This is a genomic window from Lachnospiraceae bacterium oral taxon 500 (assembly GCA_002999035.1).
Classification (GTDB): Bacteria; Bacillota; Clostridia; order Lachnospirales; family Vallitaleaceae; genus W11650.
Genome location: CP027241.1, coordinates 3,150,160 through 3,170,362, shown reverse-complemented (window position 1 = coordinate 3,170,362; position 20,203 = coordinate 3,150,160). Strand labels below are relative to the sequence as shown.

Below are 20,203 nucleotides of genomic sequence, written 5' to 3'. Positions count from 1 at the left end.
AAAGAAGGGGATTCTATGAAAACAAAGTTTTTAAAAATGATGAGTTTAGGTTTGGTTTTAATGGTTTTAATGACTGCCTGCGGTACGTCTAAAACTACGCCAACTGATTCGGCATATGCCAATCAGCAGACACCGGCTGCGGAGAAGAAGGACGAAACAAAGCCCGAAGAAAAGAAGGACGAAACGAAGCCGGTAGAGGAACAAAAAGACACGAAGACGGACGAAACAAAACCGGCGGAAAATACAGCTGAGAATTACGGCGACCGGACGTTTCAGGTAGTGATGCCGGCTGGTGTACCGACCATTGGTTTAGCTAAGATGATCAAGGAAAGTCCGGAAGTAAACGGAGCGAAGATGGCGTATGATAGCGTTGTGGCAACCGATACCTTAGCGCCCAAGTTAATTTCGGGCGAGGCGGATTTTGCGGTGGTGCCGTCTAATTTGGCAATTAAAGTCTATAATAAGGGCGCAGCCTATCAGTATGCCGGCTCGACGGTTTGGGGCGTGCTTTATTTGGCGGCGGCCGATGACTCGGTCAAGGACTGGGCGGATTTGAAAGGCAAGACGATAACGCTAATCGGCCGGGGCTTGACGCCGGATTTAACCCTGCGTTATTTGCTGACGAAAAACGGCTTAACCCCGGATACGGACGTTACCTTTGAATATGTGGCCGGCGCGACGGAGCTGGCGCCGCTATTCTTATCGGGCAAGGCTGGGATTGCCCTCTTACCGGAGCCGATGCTGACGCAGGTATTGACCAAGAAGCCGGAAACCAAGGTGGTCTTTGATATTCAGGCCGAATGGAAAAAAGCGACCGGAAGCGAGGACAGCTATCCGCAGACAGCGGTGTTGGTCAAAAAAGAGGTGGCTGAGAACTACCCGGAATTAGTCAAGGAATTTTTAGCCAAACTTGCCGAAAGCATAGAATTTGCGAATACGGATCCGCAGGCAGTGGGCGCTTACATGGAAGAGTTAAGCGATAACCTGAAAGCGCCGGTGGTGGCTAAGGCGATCCCGAATTGTAATTTGATGTATAAGGATGCAGCTGAGGCTAAAGTGGCGCTGGAAAAATACTATACGGAACTGATGAACTTCGGCGCTGAAAACATCGGAGGAAAGATGCCGGATGAAGCCTTTTACTATCAAAAATAGGCAAAATTTTTCCCGGAACCAGCCGGAGGGTTTTGCTGAAAAGCCGGGAGCAGGCGGCAAAGATAAAGTTTTTTTCCTGCTTGGAATCGGGCTCTTGCTTTTTAGCTGGAGCCTGATTGCCTGTTGCTTAAACCAGCCGATTTTAGTGCCGGGCCCGGCGGCAACTTACCGCGAGCTGGTTCGGATTGTCAGCGGAGCATCGTTTGGACGGACGATTGCAGCTACGGTCTGGCGTTTTTTGCTGGGCTTTGGGCTGACGGCGCTGCTGGCAATGCTGCTGGGGGCGGCGGCCGGCTTACATCAGAGCATAGCGGCACTTTTTTCGCCGTTTATCGCGTTGATTAAGGCAATTCCGACTATGGCGATTATTTTACTGGCGATTATTTGGCTGAAATCCAATGCCGCGCCGGTACTGGTTGTGTTTTTGATTTCCTTTCCGGTGCTGTATTGGAGCTGGAAAACGGGAATGGAAGAAACTGATAGGAAGCTCCTGCAAATGGCCAAGGTTTTTCGGGTCGGTTTTTTTCGTCAGTTATTTGAGATTTATTTGCCGACGGCCCGGCCCTATGTTTGGGCGGGCATATCCTCGGCATTGGGGCTGGGCTTTAAGGTTTGCATTGGTGCGGAGGTGCTGTGTCAGCCGCAGTATGGCATCGGCAGCGCTTTTCAGATTGAAAAGGCCAATTTAAACACGGCCGGCGTGTTTGCCTGGGCCATTATTTGTGTGGCTTTAGTGGGAGTTTTGGATTTGGCGGTGAAACGATGGATCGGTTCAGGTAAGCGCTCGTAATTCGTTGAAGTGCCGACAAATTACGAGTGTGGGCGTTGAGCATAAACAGGAATGGCTGGTTAAAGCGCAAAGGGGAGAAAAGCATAGAATATAAAATGTGGGTGTCAAAATATTTGACACCCACGATATAGGATTATTTCATTGCTTCGATTGCTGCTGCGAATTCTTGCAAAAACACTTATAATGCCTCAATCTGCTTAGCCGTCAGGCCGGTAATTTCCTGAATGGTTTCTAAGTCGAAGTTTTTAGCTTTCATATTGCGGGCGGTTTGGAGTTTGCCTGTTTCCTGCCCAGCGGCAAACAGCGAAGCCCGATCGCAGTCATAGCGAAAGGCGGCTTCATATTTTAGGCGTTCCTCCTTGCTGCTGAAAAATTGATTCATAATTCCATTGGCATATTCCATAACGGCATTCTCCTTTCCTAATTGTTCTCGGATTTTAAAGTTATCGGTTTGAATAAACCTTAGCCATTTTTCTAAATCCGTTGCATCTTCTGCTTTTAGCTTGGTTAAATCCAAAAAATGAAATTCTAAATCATCGCCGAAATTGCTAAAATCTTTAATATTTATCACTTTATAAATCGAATGAATTTCCGATGTCAGCGGAAAAACGGTATTTAAGATACTGATATGAATACATTTGCTTAAATATTCATAGGGTTCTCCCTGCTTAAAATATTCTAAATATCGGCTGGCCCAGTAAAAATAGGTTCGCTTTTCGTAGTGCGGTTCCCACAGGTTCTGCATTTCAATACTGATTTTTTGGCCGCTCTGCAAAGTTACCTTAATGTCCAAAATTCCTTGCTTTTCATCGGCATAATAATTGCCCACTGTCGGATTTTCAATTATGATATCTTGAAATTCGCTTTTATCCAGTTCCAATACCACCGATAGGAATTCCTGTAAAATAATGATATTTTCCTGCCGCCCGAACAGTTTTTTAAAGGCATAATCATTGCGGACGGTGAACCGCATATTATCAATGCTTTTTTTGTTTTCCATAATTTCAACAGGCTTTTGCGGCTGCGTTTTTTTATGCTTGGCCATTTTCTTCTCCTTTTATTATACTAAACTATTTTATTTTCGGCAATACAGCTGTTATAAATATTTTAGCAAAAAAGGGAAAAGAAGTCGTCCGCAAATTGTGGAATTTCAGGGAAAATTTTGGATAGCTTAACGTTAAATTTTTCCCTCCACCATTGACAATTCAGCGAAAGTATATTAATATAATAAAGATTCGAGCCGCTCAAGCGGCGGATAAAAGAACTCCGATGATAAAGAAATGAACTAAGGAAACTGTTACAGAGAGCGGCGCTGCTGAGAAGCCGTGCAGGGAACTTAAGGGATATCCTCTTTTAGGAGAAGCCTTGAAAGCAGTTATTTGCTGCGGCGCCAGTCAGGTGCGGCCGGAGAATATACTGCGGAGTAAGGGTTTCCGGGTTAATCCCCCGTTAGCGGGATTCCTTGCCTATTGGGTGGGGACAGAGCCGACAGGGTCGGAAAAAAAGGTGGTACCGCGAGCAATCGTCCTTTTCATAGCAATATGAGGGGCGCTTTTTTTATGGCCGTACTAACGAGGCGAAACCGGCGGCTGCCGCGAAACAGTTAGCCGCAGGTCAAAGTCTTTCTGCTTGCCGTTTGGCATGGTTAGAAAGGCTTATCTTAGGAGCGGGAGAAGATTTTTGAATTTTGATTGAGACAAATGGAAAACAGAATTAGAAAACGACAAATTTAGGAGGAAGAAATGTATCAAAAGGTTTCAACAAAGCTGAACTTTGTTGACAGAGAAAAAGCGATTCTTGATTTTTGGCAGAAAAATCATATTTTTGAAAAGAGCATTGCAGAAAAAGAGGGGCATCCTATTTATACTTTTTATGATGGCCCGCCGACTGCCAACGGCAAGCCCCATATCGGCCATGTGCTGACCAGAGTAATCAAAGACCTGATCCCCCGTTACCGGACGATGAAAGGGCAGTGCGTTCCGCGCAAAGCCGGCTGGGATACGCATGGTTTGCCGGTGGAACTGGAAGTAGAAAGAGAACTGGGAATTGACGGCAAAGAGCAGATTTTAGACTATGGCCTGGAGCCGTTTATTCAAAAATGTAAGGAAAGCGTGTGGAAGTATAAGGGCATGTGGGAGGATTTCAGTGGCACCGTTGGATTTTGGGCGGATATGGAAGACCCCTATGTTACCTATCATAATGAATATATTGAATCCGTGTGGTGGTCGCTCAAGCAGATCTGGGAAAAAGATTTGCTGTACAAAGGACATAAGATTGTGCCCTACTGCCCGCGTTGCGGTACGGCGCTGTCTTCGCATGAGGTGGCACTTGGTTACAAGGATGTAACGGAAGAAACGGTAATCGTCAAGTTTAAGGTCAAGGACGAGGAAAATACTTATTTTCTGGCGTGGACGACTACGCCGTGGACGCTGCCGAGCAACGTGGCGCTGGCGGTCAACCCGGCGGAAAGCTATGTCAAAGCGGAAAAAGACAGCAGTTATTATATTTTGGCGGAAGCGCTGCTGGAGACGGTACTGGGTGAAAGCGCCAAGGTGGTGGAACGGTATACCGGCAAGGAACTGGAATATCGGCAGTATGAACCGCTTTTTACCTATGCGGCGGTTAAAGAAAAAGCCTTTTATGTTACCTGTGCCGATTTTGTTACGCTGACCGACGGTACCGGTATCGTTCATATTGCACCGGCGTTCGGTGAGGATGACTCCAAGGTCGGCAGAGCCTATGGCTTGCCCTTTGTCCAATTAGTCACGGAAAAAGGAGAGTTTCCGGCGGGCACGCCGTGGACGGGAATGTTTGTTAAAAAAGCCGATCCCTTAATCATCCAGCAGCTGAAAGATGAGGGCAAGCTCCTGTCGGCTCAGGAGCATACGCACAGCTATCCGCACTGCTGGCGCTGCGATACGCCGCTGCTGTATTATGCCAAGGACACATGGTTTATTGCCATGACTAAGGTGCGGGAAGATTTGATTCGCAACAACAATACGATTAATTGGATTCCGGAAAATATCGGCAAGCGCCGCTTTGGTGACTGGCTGGAAAATGTGGTTGACTGGGGCTTAAGCCGTGACCGCTTCTGGGGTACGCCGCTGCCGGTTTGGGAATGTGAATGCGGCCATCGGCACGCGATTGGCAGTATTGCCGAGCTAAAGAGTATGAGCAAGGACTGCCCGGACAACATTGAACTGCATCGTCCTTTTATTGACGAAGTGCATATTACCTGTGAAAAGTGCGGAAAGGATATGACTCGGGTACTGCCGGTCATTGACTGTTGGTATGATTCGGGTGCTATGCCGTTTGCCCAGTGGCATTATCCGTTTGAAAATCAGGAAAAGTTTAAGCAAAGTTTCCCGGCGGATTTTATCAGCGAGGCGGTCGACCAGACCAGAGGCTGGTTTTATTCACTGCTGGCGATTTCCACGCTGGTCTTTAATCAGGCGCCGTATAAAAACGTAATTGTTTTAGGCCATGTTCAGGATGAAAACGGGCAAAAGATGTCCAAGTCCAAGGGCAACGCGGTTGATCCGTTTGAAGCGCTGGCCACCTATGGCGCGGACGCAATCCGCTGGTATTTTTACAATAACAGCATGCCCTGGCTGCCCAACAAGTTCAGCGGCGAAGCAGTGACGGAAGGGCAGCGCAAGTTTATGGGCACGCTGTGGAATACCTATGCTTTTTATGTACTGTATGCGGAAATTGACCAGTTCAACCCGATGAATTATCCGAATTGGGATAAGACGGCGCTCGGCTGCATGGACAAGTGGCTCCTCTCCAAGCTGAATACCTTGGTCAGCTATGTCGATCAGCAGATGGAGCAGTACCGGATCACCGAATGCACCCGGGCGATGACGGATTTTGTGGATGAACTGAGCAACTGGTATGTCCGCCGCAGCCGTGAGCGCTTCTGGCAGAAGGATATGCCGCAGGATAAGATTGATGCCTATATGACCTTATACACCACGCTGGTGACCTTAGCGAAGCTCTCCGCACCATTTGTGCCTTTTATTGCTGAGGATATTTATTGCAATCTGGTAGCAGGTCTTGACCCGAACGCGCCGGTCAGCGTGCATTTGTGCGATTTCCCGGCAGTTGATCAAAGACTGCTGCATCCGGATATTGAGCAGCAAATGGAGATTGTGCTGAACGCGGTTGTATTAAGCCGCGCCTGCCGCAATAATGCCAATATTAAGAACCGGCAGCCGTTAGCCAAGATGTATCTGAAGCTGAAAGAAAACTTAGCGCCGGAGTTTTTGGACATCATTAAGGATGAGCTGAATGTCAAGGAGATTTGCATTACCAGTGAAGTGCGGGATTTTACAACGTATCAGTTTAAGCCGCAGCTGCGGACGGTCGGCCCGAAATACGGCAAGCTCCTTGGTAAGATTCAAAACGCGCTGAAAGAAGTAGACGGCAATGCCGCGATGGATGAGCTGAAAGCCAATGGCAGCTTGCGTTTTGACTTTGATGGCGAGGAAGTAAAGCTGGCCGAGGAAGATCTCTTAATTGAGTCAGTCAAGCAGGAGGGCTATGAGTCGGCCGGAAATCAGGAGATGACGGTTGTGCTCGATACCAAGCTGACGCCGGAACTGGTGGAAGAGGGTTATGTCCGCGAAATTATCAGCAAGGTGCAAACGATGCGGAAAGAAGCGGATTTTGAGGTAACCGATCACATTACTTTCTATTATGGGGAAAATGCCAAGCTGACAGCCATTGTTCAAAAATATGCAGAGCTGATTCAGGAAGAAGTGCTGGCCGATGAATTAAAAGCCGGCGCGGGCACGCCGGCGGCATATCAGAAAGAATGGGATATCAATGGAGAAACGGTGCTGTTTGCGGTAGAAAGGCGCTGAAACCGGGAATAACAGCAGTGTTCTCAGGTTCGGGGAAAAACTCGCACGGTGGCCTGTGCTTTCGCGGGTGAAGAAGGATTAGTGATTTATGCCGAGGCAATCGTGGCGGAGGGATAGGTTACAAGGAAAAAAAGACAAATGAGATTATGGCCGGCGCGGCCTTTAGCTTGCGTCGGCTCTTTGTTTATATTTCCAAAGAGTCGTTTCTCTTTAGCTAATATCGACGTCTTTTATTTCGCAAAATTAAACATTTTAACCGAAATATTGACAAAACAAAAGGAAAGAAATATAATAAAAGAGAAAAGATATATTTTAAACGTAAAAACATTTAATTGTTTGAAATCCTATTGCTTTGCTTTCAAAAGGGGAAAAAAGCGGAAAGCTTCGCCGGGTATCAAACTCCTTGGCTTATCCCGGGAGAGCGTTATTGAACTTTGGCCGGCGGCTGCGATAAAAAGGAAGGACGGAGGCAAGGGTATGAAGAACCGAATATTTAAGATAGCGCATGGCGTTTTGGCGCTGGCGCTGCTGGTAGTAGTGATGACATCTGCTACGGCGAAAGTGGATTATGCAGTTTCGCCTGAAAAAGAGCGGCTGATGATGGCGGAAGTGGAGAGAATCCAGCAGGGCGATACTGACGGTGTGTTGCACCGGGAAGAGGATGTTTGGGAAGCGGATGGGGTCAGAACGTTGATGGAAGATGTTTTCACCAAAGACTACCGGATCATCCTGACCAGAAGCGATCAAGGCTATTCAGCCATTATTGAGGATTTTGCCAATGGTATGGGTTATGAGATTATCGACGGTCAAATCACGGATAGCTATGATCTGAATGAAATCAGAGAGATAATGTGAAGGAGAAGCCGATGTACGAATCAGAGCGGAGCAAAAGGGAAAGGGAGCGTTCGGATCAGATTTTAGATGGGCAATTTCCAAAAGGCCTATGACTTGCAGAAAGAAGTCATAGGCCTTTTGAGTCAAAGCTGTGATTTCCCCTCCGCCGGCACAGCCAGCGCCAAAGCGCCGTAGAGCCCTGCAAAATCACCCAGTTCCGGGAAGCGGATATATTTGTCCAAATTGTCCGGCAGCGGCGCCCGCTTGATATAGCCGCCTAAAAGATTAGCAAACTGTGCTCGGATTTTGGGGAAAAGCTGCTGCTGTTTCATTACGCCGCCGCCTAAGAGAATGACTTCCGGCGACAGAATCATGGTATAGTTAATCAGTGCCTGTGCCAAATAATAGCTGATAAAATCCCAAACCTCATGATCCTCTGGCAGGTCTTTCCCGGCCACGCCCAACCGTTTTTGCAGTGATGGTCCGGCTGCCATGCCCTCTAAACAGTCACCATGAAAAGGACAAGCCCCGGCAAAGCTGTCATGCTGATGACGGCGGACATAAATATGCCCCATTTCCGGGTGGAGCAAGCCATGTATCAGTTTGCCGTCAACATAAGCACCGCCGCCGATACCGGTGCCGACAGTCAGATAAACGCAGGCGGACAGCCCCTTAGCGGCCCCCCAGTAATGCTCGGCCAAAGCGGCGCCGTTGACGTCCGTGTCAAAAAAGACCGGAACCGGCAGCGCCCGCTTAATATCAGCCAGCAAATTATAGTGCGACCAATGGGGCTTGGGCGTATCTAAGATATAGCCGTAAGTGGGAGAAGCGGGATTGGGGTCAATCGGGCCAAAGCTGGCCACCCCCAGCGAACCGATTTCCTTATCGGCAAAATAATTCAGCATTTGGGCAATCGTTTCCTGTGGTGTAGTGGTTGGAAACTGAGTTTGGTCAATAATCCGGCCGTCTGTGGTGCCGACTGCGCAGTTCACTTTGGTGCCGCCGGCTTCAATTCCTCCGATATACATAACTTTAGTGAGCGGCTGCGGTTTAATCCAGTCGCTTTGCTCCTTTCTGAAAACTGGTTAGTTATTTCCGTGGCTTTCCCATGTTCTGCAAAACTAGAACAGCCTTTTTTAGGCAGCCCGCCCGGGCAAAAGTGCGTAGCACTTCAATTAAGGGAAAGTTTAGATATTTACATGGCTAAAGCATAAATGGAAAAAATAAATTCATTTATGCGAGAGGTTTTGCAAATACCGGTAAATAGTGGGTTCGGATGTCTGCAGCGTCTTGGCGACTTCTTTAACCGCACCTTTTAGCAGGAAAATCCCTTGTTTTTGCAGTTCTTTGACAATCGTCATTTTCTCGGCTTGAGTCAGGGCAGCAGTGGTTACGTCTTTATGAAAGACGGCCAGTTCATTGGCGATGACATCCTGAATATTGGAAGTAAAGGTTTCTTTGACTTCATCACTGAAAGCAAAATCATCGATTGCAAAATCTTTTTGGATTTCGGCAATATTGTCAAATAACAACTGGTACTTGGTAATATCCCGGTTGATACAGAGGATGCCGATGATATCGCCGTCTTTTTTGATAAAATAGCTGGAGGAGCGGATCTGATTGCCGCCGCTGGTCAGCTTGCTCCGGGAAGTATAGTTACAGATATAGGGAGTCTTTTGATTATGCCCTTGTTTAATCAGCTTTAGAACCAGATTGGTGGCGGGGTGGCCAACCTGCCGGCCGGTCACATGGCCATTGCGGATAGCAATGATGGACTGATCCAGCTCTTTGGCGTTATGCAGCACAATCTCAGTATCTTTTCCCAGAACCTCAGCCAAAAAGTCAAGCAAAGGCAAATACTTTTCCAGCAAATATTCTTTGGCGCTTTCCTGTTCCGATTTTTTGAATTTCATGGTTTAAGCCTTTCTCAATGAAATAAAGCTTGTTTGTACAATCATCAAAACCTGTGAATGAACAGCAATTTGAAATGATTGAGTGACAAACCGGCGTTCTTTTTCGCGGCTATAAACTATTTCAGCAGTTCAGCCAGAGAGTGAGCATCCGGGGTATCACTGACACTTTTGCCGTAGTGTGCGTAGAGCACATGACGATCTTGATCGAGGATAAAAGCGGCGGGGAGCTGCAATTCTTCGCCTTCATAGGCGCCATGCTTGCAGCCGGCGGCTTTCGCTTTGGCGATTTTGACCATTGTGTCGGCATCAATCATTTGAGCCTTAGAAGCGGCCGGCCGGATGTCAAAACTTTTGTAGAGCCGAGCGTCTGGGTCGCAGATAATCTCAAAGGGCAGGCTGTCCGGCTGCAGCTGTGCGGCAAGACCGGCAGGGTCGGACTGTAAAACCACCAGCGCCTGACCGCCGGCAGCGGTGATCTGCTGATAGTTTTCGGCTAACCGGTGGATATCGTACTGGCACACGGGGCAGCCATAGTAGCGGAGGAACAGCAAAACGGTCTTTGCGGCTTTCCGGACGGTGTCAGCCAAAGTCAGGTTAGCGGTAAAGGGCGTATGAAAGGAGAAGTCCGGCATGATATCGCCGACTGCCAGGCGCTTATTTGAAGATTGCTGACTCATAATTACACCCACTTTCCATTAAACACATATTTATTCAGCCGGTCAAAAGCTTCCTGTACCCGGGACAGAGGCAGAGCTAAATTTATCCGAATTGCGCAGGGGCCATGGAACATCCGTCCGTCTTGCCATGCCACACCTACGTTCCAGCCGGCCTTTTCCAGCTGGTCAATGGTTTTGCCGTGAGCTTCGCACCATTTGCTGCAGTCAAGGAACAGCATATAAGTACCCTCAGGCTTAAAAACCTCCACACCTTCGAAATGTTTGGCAATATAGTCACAGGCAAAGTTTACATTGCCGGTAATAACCTGGCGCAGTTCATCCACCCATTCATAGCCTTCGGGCTTGTAAGCACCGATCAGTGCGTGCATGGACAGCACATTCATATCATTGTAATGAGGTTTTGTGCTTTTGGCGGTGACGCGATCCCGGATGGTAGGATTATAAATAATGTGATAGCTGCCAACCAGACCGGCCAGATTAAAAGTTTTGCTGGGGGCGTAAAGGGCCACTGTCCGCATCCGGGCATCTTCGCTGACAGACTGGGTGGGGATATGTTTGTATCCTTCCAAAATAATATCGGACCAGATTTCATCCGAAATTACCAGGCAGTCATTGGCCTTGTAAACTTCCATCGCTTTTTCGATTTCCCAACGCTCCCACACGCGGCCGCAGGGATTGTGAGGACTGCAGAAAACAGCGACATGAATGCGATTTTCCTTAATTTTGGCATCCATGTCCTCATAGTCCATGCGCCAGACCCCGTTTTCGTCTTTTTTCAGCGGACTGTGAATGATCTTATAGCCGTTGTTGCCGATGGACATGGTAAAGCCAATGTAGGTAGGGCTATGCAGCAGCACGGCATCGCCGGGTGCGGCATAACTGGTGAGAGCAGAAACTACGCCGCCCAGAACCCCGTTTTCGTAGCCGATACATTCACGGGTCAGACCGGTGACACCGTTGCGGGTTTCATGCCATTTGATGATGGCATTGAAGTATTCATCGGTAGGCCGGAAATAACCATAAACCGGATGTTTGGCCCGCTCAATGATGGCCTCCGGTATGGTAGGCACAGTTGCAAAGTTCATATCGGCCACCCACATGGGGATGAGATCATAGCCATCTTTCGGTCCCTCCGGCGCAAAGCCGGATATTGAGCCGACGCCGTCAACAGCAATGGCATCTCTGCCTTGGCGGTCTAAGATGGAAGTAAAATCATATTTCATAAGAATTCTCCTTTTTCGGCAAAATCTTTCCGTTTTTCTTGGTTGACAGGGGAAAGTTAAAGACTAAAAATCGCTTCAATCTCGAGCATAGCGTTTCGAGGCAGACGGCTGACCTCAATGCAGGTTCGGGCCGGCGGAGTGAAGCCTTCAAAGAACTTGGTGTATATTTGATTGAATTCGTCAAAATAAGACAAATCCGTCATAAAAATCGTGAGTTTAACAAAGTTATTTTTTGAGCCGTTTTCACTTTCTACTATCTTCAGAACATTTTCCAAAGCAGCAGCAGCTTGTTCGGCAAAGCTGGCCGGAAGTTCTTCCTGTCCCGGCACAACAGGCAGTTGGCCGGACGTAAAAGCCAGAAGGCCGGGGGCAGCTTTGACATAGGGACGGTAAAGCATAATTTTTTCTCCTCTCTGTAATAATTTTTTATTATCAAATACATTATAAACAATTATTTAGCGAAAGTAAAGAGGACTTTATTGTTTTTATAATTATTTTTTATCATGTTTTCCCTTTGCTGTGTCTTTCGACGGCGGGCACGGGATCTCATGAAAAGATACAAAACACAATTGACATAAATTTTTCACTGACAATATTTTTGTCAGTATTGAAAGACGGTATTTGGGTATGATATACTATAACATATAGGATAGGAGTTTTGAGTGAGCAGCAGGATATTATCCCGGGCAGTAAGTTTATTCGGCTATCTGCTCAGTCAAATAAGAGCGGCTCAAGTCGCTCGGCGGCATGAGCGGATGTTGCTTTGGAGAATAATACTTAGACAGATAGAGACCTGACTGACTTCGGGGATGGAGGTATGGTTGATGAAATCAAATATTGAGCAGCGGGATGGGGTTTATCAATGGGTTTATGAATTGAATTTATTTACCAATCCAGTCATTTTGTTTGTTCTGTGGAAAATATTCGGCGTGATCTGTTTGGGGATCTGGATGTTTATCAGTCTGCTCTCAATTAACGATATTGGCTTTGGCTGGTATAAATTCTTGGAAACAAGCAAGGTCTTTGCTTTGTTTCTGGTAGGAATGATGATCTTTACCGGACTTGGGTACTATTTGTATGCTGCTTTTTTAGGCGGCAAATATTGTGTGCTCTTTATCATGGATGATCGGGGCATTTTGCATGCCCAGCTCCCCAGTCAATATCAAAAGGCTCAGGTAATTGCTAATTTGACAATATTTGTCGGTGCTCTGACCGGGAAAGCCGGTGTGGCGGGAGCGGGCATATTAGCCGGAACCAAGGCATCTTCCTACTCGCAGTGGTCAACGGTCAAATCAGTGATTGGTTTACCGCACCGTCATGTCATTAAAGTGAATTCTTTGCTTGAAAAAAATCAAATTTATGTGGAGGCCGAGGATTACTCCTTTGTCTGGCAATATATTCTGGCGCATTGTCCCAATGCCAAAATTCGGTAGATTGTTAACAGAAGGTCCGGCGATGAACGATGATTTTTAACAAACCTTTCAGCTCAAAGCAAAACGGGCTTTGAGCTTTTCGGTAAAAAGAAAAAATAAAAATTGAGTAAGGAACTCATTGACAAAGCCTGTCCGGCAGGGTATATTTTTTCGTAGGGAAAATAAAACATGGCGGATGATTAGGTCGGCGGGGAGACAACGGGAAATTACGATGCCGCCGGCCGAAAGCATAGACCATACATACCCGCCCTGGCTGAAAGCACGGTTTTCGGGCAAGGGAAAGCTAAGTCAAAGACAGACAGGCAGATTCGCCGGAAAGGAAAATGATGAGAAGCGAAAAGTTTTTTTATGATTATGACGATTATGAGAGCGGAGAAAAGGATGCGCTGACTTTGGCACAGGAGGTGCTGGCTGATTCAGATCTGCCGGATTTGGATGAGTTGGTGATTGGCTGCTGGGGCGAATCCTATGATAATTCGGTTCAAAGCCTGCTGGATGAGTTCACGGCCAACGCAGATAAGCTGCGGCATTTAAAAAGCCTGTTTATCGGCGATATGGATTATGAGGAATGTGAGGTTTCCTGGATTGAGCAGGGGAATTATGAAGAACTGCTGGCGGCGCTGCCGGGTTTGGAGAAGCTGACGATTAAGGGCAGCGTGGGCTTGAGCCTGGGTAAGGTTCGCCATGCGGCTTTGCAGGAAATTGAGATTATTTGCGGGGGACTGCCCAAAAATGTGCTGCATGAACTGGCTGCGGCAGAATTGCCGGCACTGACCAAGCTGAATCTTTATTTGGGAGTCGAGGAATACGGCTTTGACGGCGGCATTGAAGATGTTAAGACCTTGCTGCATAGTCCGTTGATGCGGCAGTTGACTTATTTGGGGCTGGGCGACAGCGAATGGCAGGACGAGGTGGTCGAAGCAGTACTGGAAGTGCTGCCGCTGCTGCGCTTGGAGGTTTTGGATTTTTCCAACGGCACGCTGACGGATCAGGGTGGTCAGCTTTTGCTGGATGCGAAGGATAAGCTGAAGAACCTCAAAAAAATTGACTTGACCTATCATTTTTTAAGTGATGAAATGATGGAGCGCCTAAAAGCTACCGGTCTGCCGTTTGTGCTGGATGATCCGCAGGAAACCGATATTGATGAGGATGATGGCTATATTTATCGTTTTCCGATGCTGACCGAGTAATGGCGCTGATACTTTTTGGCCAAAGCGGTAGCAAAAGGCAGATTTATTTTGCCAAGGCCTGTCAGGCGGCGGGGATTCCACTTCGGTTTTTTGATATTGAGGCCGAGTGGGAGCAGGGCTTGGCGGCACTGCAGTCGGGCGACCGGCTGAAGATTGACCCGCCGAGGTGGACGGATAGCCGAATTGCGGCGCTGACTCCGCTGATAAAAAATTATTATCAAAAATTAGAGGAACTTAGCCGTCGGGGCAAAGAGCAAGGGCTTTCCTTTCTGAATACTCCGGCGGCGATTGGTGATACGCTGGATAAGCGGCTTTGTAAGCGGGGGCTCCTATCGGCGGGAATCGCCGCGACTCCGCTGCTGGAGTTTTCCGGCGGCGGATTTGCTGCGCTTATTTCTTATTTAAGAGAAAGGCGCATTTTTCAGGTTTTTATTAAATCCAATTTCGGCTCGGGTGCGGCCGGCGTGCTGGCTTTAAAGCTGCATCCGCAGCGGGCGGGCTATACGGCGCAAACCGCTATGCTGGAAGAAAACGGCGAATATTTTAATACCAAAAAGCTCCGAACGATAACGGATGCAGCAGTCATTCAAAAAACAGCGGATTTTTTGCTGGCCGGCGGCGCGCTGGTGGAGCAGTGGGTGCCCAAAGCAGCTCAAAACGGCGTGGTTTATGACCTGCGGGTGATGTATCAGTTCGGCCGGGTGGATTTTATCCAGCCGCGCGGGGCAAGAGGCGGAGCGATTACGAATCTGCATTTAAATAACTTGCCGCTGTCTTTGGCGGATGTGGCTTTGACAGCTGGGCTCAAAGAAGAAATTGCCAATTTGTGCGGCCGGGCCTGTGCTCTTTTTCCGGGGCTGCACTCGGCCGGATTCGACATTTTATTAACCAAAGCCGGCAAGCCAATGATTATTGAAATCAACGCGCAGGGCGATTTACTGTATCAGGATATTTATGCAGAAAACCGGATTTACCGCCGGCAGGTACAGGAACTGGAAGCATGGAAGGGCTGAAAGACAGGCAAAACAGATGAAAACAAGAAAGACAGCGGGAAAAATCAATGAATAGAACAGTAACCGAGGTGCCGAAGTTTGTGATTGGTGATCCGCAGAAAGCGCAGATGAGCGTTGATATGAATCGGATTGTGGGCAGCCATGACATTGTTTTTTTATGTTTGGATACGCTTCGCTATGATGTGGCGATGCAGGAGCAGGAAAACGGCGGTACGCCCAATTTGAACCGGTGCGGCGGCTGGCAGAAGCGCCACGCCCCCGGTAATTATACCTTTCCCTCGCACATGGCGATGTTTATCGGGAATCTCCCCTCACCGGCCGAGCCGGTTCCGCTCTACGAAAGAGAGCGTTTATTTGTGGCCAGAGAAAATAAAAGTTTGGGTAAAATTCACCCCTATTCCTTTGTGTTTGAAGGCGACAGCTTTATCCGGGGCCTGGAAAAAGTCGGCTATCAGACGATTTGTTTGGGCGGGGTCGGCTTTTTTAATAAGCGCACGGAAATTAACCGGATTTTGCCCGGTTTTTTTATGGAATCGGTCTGGCGGACGGCGTTTTCCTGTCATATCAAGGAAAGTTTTGACCATCAGCTGGACTGGCTGGAACAGCGGCTGGAGAGGCAAGAGCCGGATAAAAAAGTATTTTTGTATATCAATGTTGACAGTATTCATTATCCCAATTCTTTTTATCTGCCGGGCGCCAAAGAAGATAATGTCAAAACCCATGCGGCGGCGCTTCGCTATGTGGATGCCCGCCTGCCGCGGCTGTTTGATGTGTTTGGCCGCCGGGGCGATACCTTTTATATTATTTGTTCGGATCATGGCACTTGCTACGGCGAGGATGGCTATCATTTCCATTGCCTGTCGCATGAGATTGTTTATACCGTACCGTATAAGCATTGCACGATCAAAGCGGGAAGCTGGCAGCCTGACCGTGGGGCTGCGCCCAATGGATATGCGGCATCACTACCTGATGGCAAGCAACTGCAAACGGAGCTTTAGTGCGAGGGGGATGTTTTGGCAGTTTGTAACGATAAGAACAGAACAAGTCTTTTAAGCGGTCGCGCGCCGCGTGAAAGCTTGGTAGGTTCGCGAAAAAGGCTGCGCCTTTTCGCTTGGAGAGTTGAGTTTGAATATGAATTACACGGAAATTTATCAGCAATATATGTACAGCTATCCGCATAAATCGACATATCAGCCGGTGGAGCGGCTGGATTTGGCGGCCTATCGCGATGCCTTTGCCGGTACGGATATGGGGCTGTATTTTCATATTCCCTTTTGCCGGGTCAAATGCGGCTACTGTAACTTATTTTCGCTGACCGGAGTGCGGGCGGAAAGCTATCTGGAATATATTCAGGCCATTCGGCGGCACAGCGCCCAAATGAAAGCAGAGATTGATTTTAGCCGGACGCGCTTTTCTTCCTTGGTTTTCGGCGGCGGTACGCCGCTGCTGCTGGATGTTAAGGAACTGGCGCTTTTATTTGCTTTGGCCGAAGAGGAATATCAGGTGGAGCCGACGGAGGTTTTTTCGGTGATAGAAAGTTCGCCGGCGGAGATTACACCGGAAAAGCTGGATTTTTTAAAGGCGAAAAACCTAAAGCGGCTGAGCATTGGCATTCAGTCCTTTCAGGCCGGAGAATTAAAAATGATTGAGCGGCGGGCGGAGCCGGAGTTGGCGCATCATGCGATTCGACTGGCGAAGCAGGCGGATTTTCCGGTTTTAAATCTGGATTTGATTTATGGCATTCCCGGTCAGACCGAGGCGAGCTGGCGCGATTCGTTGGAGCGGGCGGAAGCGTATCAACCGCAGGAAATTTTTCTTTATCCCCTATATAATCAGCCAAATGCCGGCCTTTATCATAAGTTTCCGATCGATGAGGCACACAGCCGCCAAAAATATGAGTTGTACCGGATTGGCAGCCGGTTTTTAAAGGCAAACGGCTACCGCCAAAAGTCAATGCGTTGTTTCAGCCGGCTGGCGGAAACGGATGACCATGCCGACTGCGGCTTTGAAAACACGCTGGCGCTGGGCTGCGGCGGCCGCAGTTATTTTCAGGAACTGCATTTTTGTGAACCCTATGTCGCCGGGCAGGCGGCTTGTTCGGCCGAATATCAGCGATATTTACAGAAAACTGATTTTTTAAGGGGCTTATCAATGGCGCATCTGTCGGAAATACAACAGAAGCGGCGTTATGTGATTAAAAATATTTTGTATTATACCGGCCTGTCGGAGGCTGACTACCGGCGACGGTTTGCGGCGGAGCTGACTGCCGATTTTCCGCTGCTTCGGGATTTAGAGGAGAGGGCATGGGTCAGCCGGGAAAATGGCCGTTTTTACCTGACCGAGCAGGGAATGTCGCTGTCTGATTACATCGGACCGATGTTTCAATGATATCAGAGCCAAAAGTTCATTAAAACCGTAGGCAGAGAAAACCAATTCCGTTGGCATTGCGGTAAGGGCGGCAGATGGATGGGTAAGTGGCATTGCAGCAAGGGCGGCAGGATGGGCAAGTGGCATTGCAGCAGGGCGGCAGATGGATGGGTAAGTGGTATTGCAGCAAGGGCGGCAGATGGATGGGCAAGTGGTATTGCAGCAAGGACAGCAGATAGATTGAGAAAGTTGAGAGTAATGTCGTGGAAAAAATAAAGACCATTTATTATCGAGGTTTTATCAAGTCCTGTAATTACCGCTGTTCTTACTGTGCGTTTGCAAAAGGGAGCGGCAGCAGAGAGGAAATGCGGCGGGAGGAGGACGGCCTGCGCCGGTTTTATGAGCAAATTCGCCGGCAGACAGAAGCGGTTCAGATTTTCTTTTTGCCCTATGGCGAGGGGATGATTTATCCTATGTATCAGGCGGTTTTGGCGGATTTATCGGCGCTGCCGCAGGTGCGGGCGGTTGGGATTCAAACCAATTTGAGCTGGGAGCCGGAGGACTTTTTGCGGCTGCTGCGGCAGCGGGGCGATACCGGTAAAATTCGGTTATGGGCAAGCTATCACCCGGAGATGACCAGCCGGGCGGGCTTTTTGGATAGGCTTAAGCAGTTGGCGGCGGAAGTGGAAATTGCGGCCGGGATGGTGGCAACGCTTGAGAATGAGGACGAAATTCGAGCGCTTCGAGCTGAGCTGCCGCCGTCGATTTATTTATGGCTAAATGCTATGGATCGACGCAAAGCAGCATTTTCCCGGGAAGTAATCGAGCGTTTGCGGGCGATTGACCCAATGTTTGGCTATGAGTTTGCCTTGTGCCGGCAAAAAGCCTCCGGCGGGGCGGGCTTTCGCCGCTGTCTGGCGGCAGAAAATCAATATCTGGATAGGGGCATGGTCAGGCCCGGTTGTTTTTTTCAAAAAGGTGAAAAAAGGAAGGGGCAGCTCTGTCATAATCATCGGCTATGCGATTGCTATTTGGGTTATTCTAATTTTGCCGGTAATCCGCTGGCCCACTTTTTCGGAGCAAACAGAGTGTTTCGGATTCCGCAGAAGCGGCAATGGCAGGCGATTTTTTTGGACTTTGACGGGGTGCTGACGGAAAACGGCCGCCTGCTGGCGGGATTGCCGGAACTGCTTGCGGCTTTAAGTGCCGGCTGCCGTCTGTATTTGGCAACGGCGCGAAGTGTTTCTTCGGTTCGGCGGGCACTGGGCAGGACTTACCGCTTTTTCAGTGGCGGCGTGTTTTTTGACGGAGCATACGTCATTGACCGGGACAGCGGACTGGAAATGACATGGCCGATTGTCAGCCGGACAGAGCAAATGCCGATGTCGGAAGAAAACTGGATCAGTATGGCCGGAAGAATAAAGCCGCAGTTTTTTAAAGGCGAACTGCTGCGGCTGCAAATGCCGACGGTAGTCGCCCGGCAGCTGGGAGAAACACCGCTGCGGCGGCGGGAGTATGGCAGCCGTACTTATTTTCAGGCGATGCCGGCTTCCAAGTGCGGCGGGATTGAGAGGATTATGGCAGGAAGCGGCTGGTCAAAAGAGGATATCTTGATTATGACGGATAATCCGCAGGATAAAGAGTTGCTGCAAAGTTTTCCCTATACAGCCGTACCGCTTCATCAGCCGGAATTGGCAAGTCAGGCGTATTATGCCTTAAACGCCGGGCAGCTGCCGCTGATCACGAAACTCTCCCATGCTCAATAAAGCAGTCGTTTTTAGGCTTGCTGTTTTTGGAAAGGTTGTTGTCTGTGCCAGAAGACTTACAGGGGGATATTATGTGACCGGGGACATGTAGTCAGCCGCGGGGGAGGAAGGAGCAGATAAGCATGGACTTAAGTGATGTAAAGATTATTTTTTTTGATATTGACGGCACGCTGCTTGACGGGAACCGAAAACATCCCTCTGCAGCGATCCTTGAAACACTGGCCAAATTAAAGGAAAGAAAGATTCTGATTTGTCTGGCCACGGGCAGAGCGCCTTGGAACCTGCCGCACTTTGAGGGGGTCGAGGCGGATGTGTTTTTGACTTTTAACGGCTCGTACTGTTATCGCAAGGAGCGGGATATTTTCAGCCGCTCCATTTCATCAGGCGATGTCAAAACAATCATTAAAAACGCCACGGCGCTCGGTCGCCCGGCGGCGATCGCTACCAAGGAGAAGATCATTGCCAATGGAAAGGATCAGGATTTGGCGGGGTATTACGCTGCCGCCAAGCTGAGTGTCAGGGTGGCGGATGATTTTGCGGAAGTGCTGAGTCACGATCAGGTTTATCAAATCATGCTGGGCTGCGCGGAAACCGAATACGCGGCGCTGATGAGGAACGTTCATTCCGCCAAGATCACTGCCTGGTGGGAGCGGGTGATTGATGTTGTCCCCGCGGACAGCGGAAAAGGAACGGGTGTCAAAAAAGTGCTGGAATATTATCATTTAAGCCGGTCGCAGGCGCTGGCCTTTGGTGATTGGGACAATGATATTGAAATGTTTCAGGCGGTAGGAGCGGGGATTGCAATGACGAATGCCTCTGACCGGTTAAAGGCTGTTGCCGCCGATATTTGCGGCCATGTGGCGGAAGATGGGGTATACCATTATTGTCAGGCGCAGGGGCTGATCGGGATATAGTGAAATAGAAAACGCACGGTGTAAAGGGCACAGTGCGTTCTCTTAGTGATTTTTTCAGGAAGGGAA

General features: G+C 48.7%; 17 protein-coding genes and 1 pseudogene. 12 read left to right on the top strand and 6 right to left on the bottom strand.

Going from position 1 to position 20,203, the window contains the following annotated elements; all coding sequences use genetic code 11:
- Positions 1-15 precede the first annotated feature (15 nt).
- On the top strand, positions 16-1,152 hold the full coding sequence (locus C3V36_14470; GenBank protein AVM70344.1) for an ABC transporter substrate-binding protein: 1,137 nt from the start codon (positions 16-18) through the stop codon (positions 1,150-1,152).
- A complete protein-coding gene (locus tag C3V36_14465) occupies positions 1,127-1,942 on the top strand; it encodes an ABC transporter permease (protein ID AVM70343.1) in 816 nt (271 codons plus the stop codon). Before C3V36_14470 ends, C3V36_14465 begins: the two co-directional genes overlap by 26 nt.
- 178 nt (positions 1,943-2,120) lie before the next feature.
- On the opposite strand, the gene C3V36_14460 is transcribed toward C3V36_14465, so the two are convergent.
- Positions 2,121-2,987: a hypothetical protein gene (locus C3V36_14460; GenBank protein AVM70342.1), complete on the bottom strand. Its 867-nt coding sequence runs from the start codon at positions 2,985-2,987 to the stop codon at positions 2,121-2,123.
- A 320-nt stretch (positions 2,988-3,307) separates the two neighbouring features.
- Here C3V36_14460 and C3V36_14455 point away from each other — a divergent pair, with 320 nt between their 5' ends.
- From C3V36_14455 to C3V36_14445, 3 genes are all read left to right on the top strand, one after another.
- Positions 3,308-3,487 carry a hypothetical protein gene (locus C3V36_14455; GenBank protein AVM70341.1) on the top strand — a complete coding sequence of 60 codons (180 nt, stop codon included), beginning with the start codon at positions 3,308-3,310 and terminating at the stop codon, positions 3,485-3,487.
- Positions 3,488-3,684: 197 nt separating this feature from the next.
- Positions 3,685-6,807 carry an isoleucine--tRNA ligase gene (locus C3V36_14450; GenBank protein ID AVM70340.1) on the top strand — a complete coding sequence of 1,041 codons (3,123 nt, stop codon included), beginning with the start codon at positions 3,685-3,687 and terminating at the stop codon, positions 6,805-6,807.
- Positions 6,808-6,945: 138 nt separating this feature from the next.
- Complete coding sequence (locus C3V36_14445; protein ID AVM70339.1) at positions 6,946-7,662, top strand: hypothetical protein; 717 nt, start codon at positions 6,946-6,948, stop codon at positions 7,660-7,662.
- A gap of 122 nt (positions 7,663-7,784) precedes the next feature.
- Here the strand turns inward: C3V36_14445 and C3V36_14440 are convergent, their stop codons facing one another.
- The 5 genes from C3V36_14440 to C3V36_14420 form a co-directional block, all read right to left on the bottom strand.
- Entirely contained in the window at positions 7,785-8,669 is an 885-nt protein-coding gene (locus tag C3V36_14440; protein AVM70338.1) for a fructokinase, read from the bottom strand.
- A 201-nt stretch (positions 8,670-8,870) separates the two neighbouring features.
- Positions 8,871-9,554: a YheO-like PAS domain protein gene (locus C3V36_14435; protein AVM70337.1), complete on the bottom strand. Its 684-nt coding sequence runs from the start codon at positions 9,552-9,554 to the stop codon at positions 8,871-8,873.
- A gap of 116 nt (positions 9,555-9,670) precedes the next feature.
- Positions 9,671-10,231 (bottom strand): peroxiredoxin, encoded by a 561-nt coding sequence (locus C3V36_14430; GenBank protein ID AVM70336.1) that lies wholly within the window; start codon positions 10,229-10,231, stop codon positions 9,671-9,673.
- A 2-nt stretch (positions 10,232-10,233) separates the two neighbouring features.
- A complete protein-coding gene (locus C3V36_14425) occupies positions 10,234-11,454 on the bottom strand; it encodes an aspartate aminotransferase (GenBank protein ID AVM70335.1) in 1,221 nt (406 codons plus the stop codon).
- Between the two features lie 56 nt (positions 11,455-11,510).
- Entirely contained in the window at positions 11,511-11,852 is a 342-nt protein-coding gene (locus C3V36_14420; GenBank protein AVM70334.1) for a reactive intermediate/imine deaminase, read from the bottom strand.
- Positions 11,853-12,278: 426 nt separating this feature from the next.
- Between C3V36_14420 and C3V36_14415 the strand changes: the two genes are divergently transcribed.
- From C3V36_14415 to C3V36_14385, 7 genes and pseudogenes are all read left to right on the top strand, one after another.
- Positions 12,279-12,887, top strand: a complete 609-nt coding sequence (locus C3V36_14415; protein ID AVM70333.1) for a hypothetical protein — start codon at positions 12,279-12,281, stop codon at positions 12,885-12,887.
- A gap of 323 nt (positions 12,888-13,210) precedes the next feature.
- Positions 13,211-14,077 carry a cytoplasmic protein gene (locus C3V36_14410; GenBank protein ID AVM70332.1) on the top strand — a complete coding sequence of 289 codons (867 nt, stop codon included), beginning with the start codon at positions 13,211-13,213 and terminating at the stop codon, positions 14,075-14,077.
- Positions 14,077-15,090, top strand: coding sequence for a hypothetical protein (locus C3V36_14405; protein AVM70331.1), 1,014 nt, complete (start codon positions 14,077-14,079; stop codon positions 15,088-15,090). Before C3V36_14410 ends, C3V36_14405 begins: the two co-directional genes overlap by 1 nt.
- A 47-nt stretch (positions 15,091-15,137) precedes the next feature.
- Positions 15,138-15,980 (top strand): annotated as a pseudogene (locus C3V36_14400) (hypothetical protein).
- A 241-nt stretch (positions 15,981-16,221) separates the two neighbouring features.
- Positions 16,222-17,478 (top strand): coproporphyrinogen III oxidase, encoded by a 1,257-nt coding sequence (locus tag C3V36_14395; protein AVM70330.1) that lies wholly within the window; start codon positions 16,222-16,224, stop codon positions 17,476-17,478.
- Between the two features lie 242 nt (positions 17,479-17,720).
- Positions 17,721-19,223: a hypothetical protein gene (locus C3V36_14390; protein ID AVM70329.1), complete on the top strand. Its 1,503-nt coding sequence runs from the start codon at positions 17,721-17,723 to the stop codon at positions 19,221-19,223.
- Between the two features lie 122 nt (positions 19,224-19,345).
- Positions 19,346-20,137: an HAD family hydrolase gene (locus tag C3V36_14385; GenBank protein ID AVM70328.1), complete on the top strand. Its 792-nt coding sequence runs from the start codon at positions 19,346-19,348 to the stop codon at positions 20,135-20,137.
- Positions 20,138-20,203: the final 66 nt, after the last annotated feature.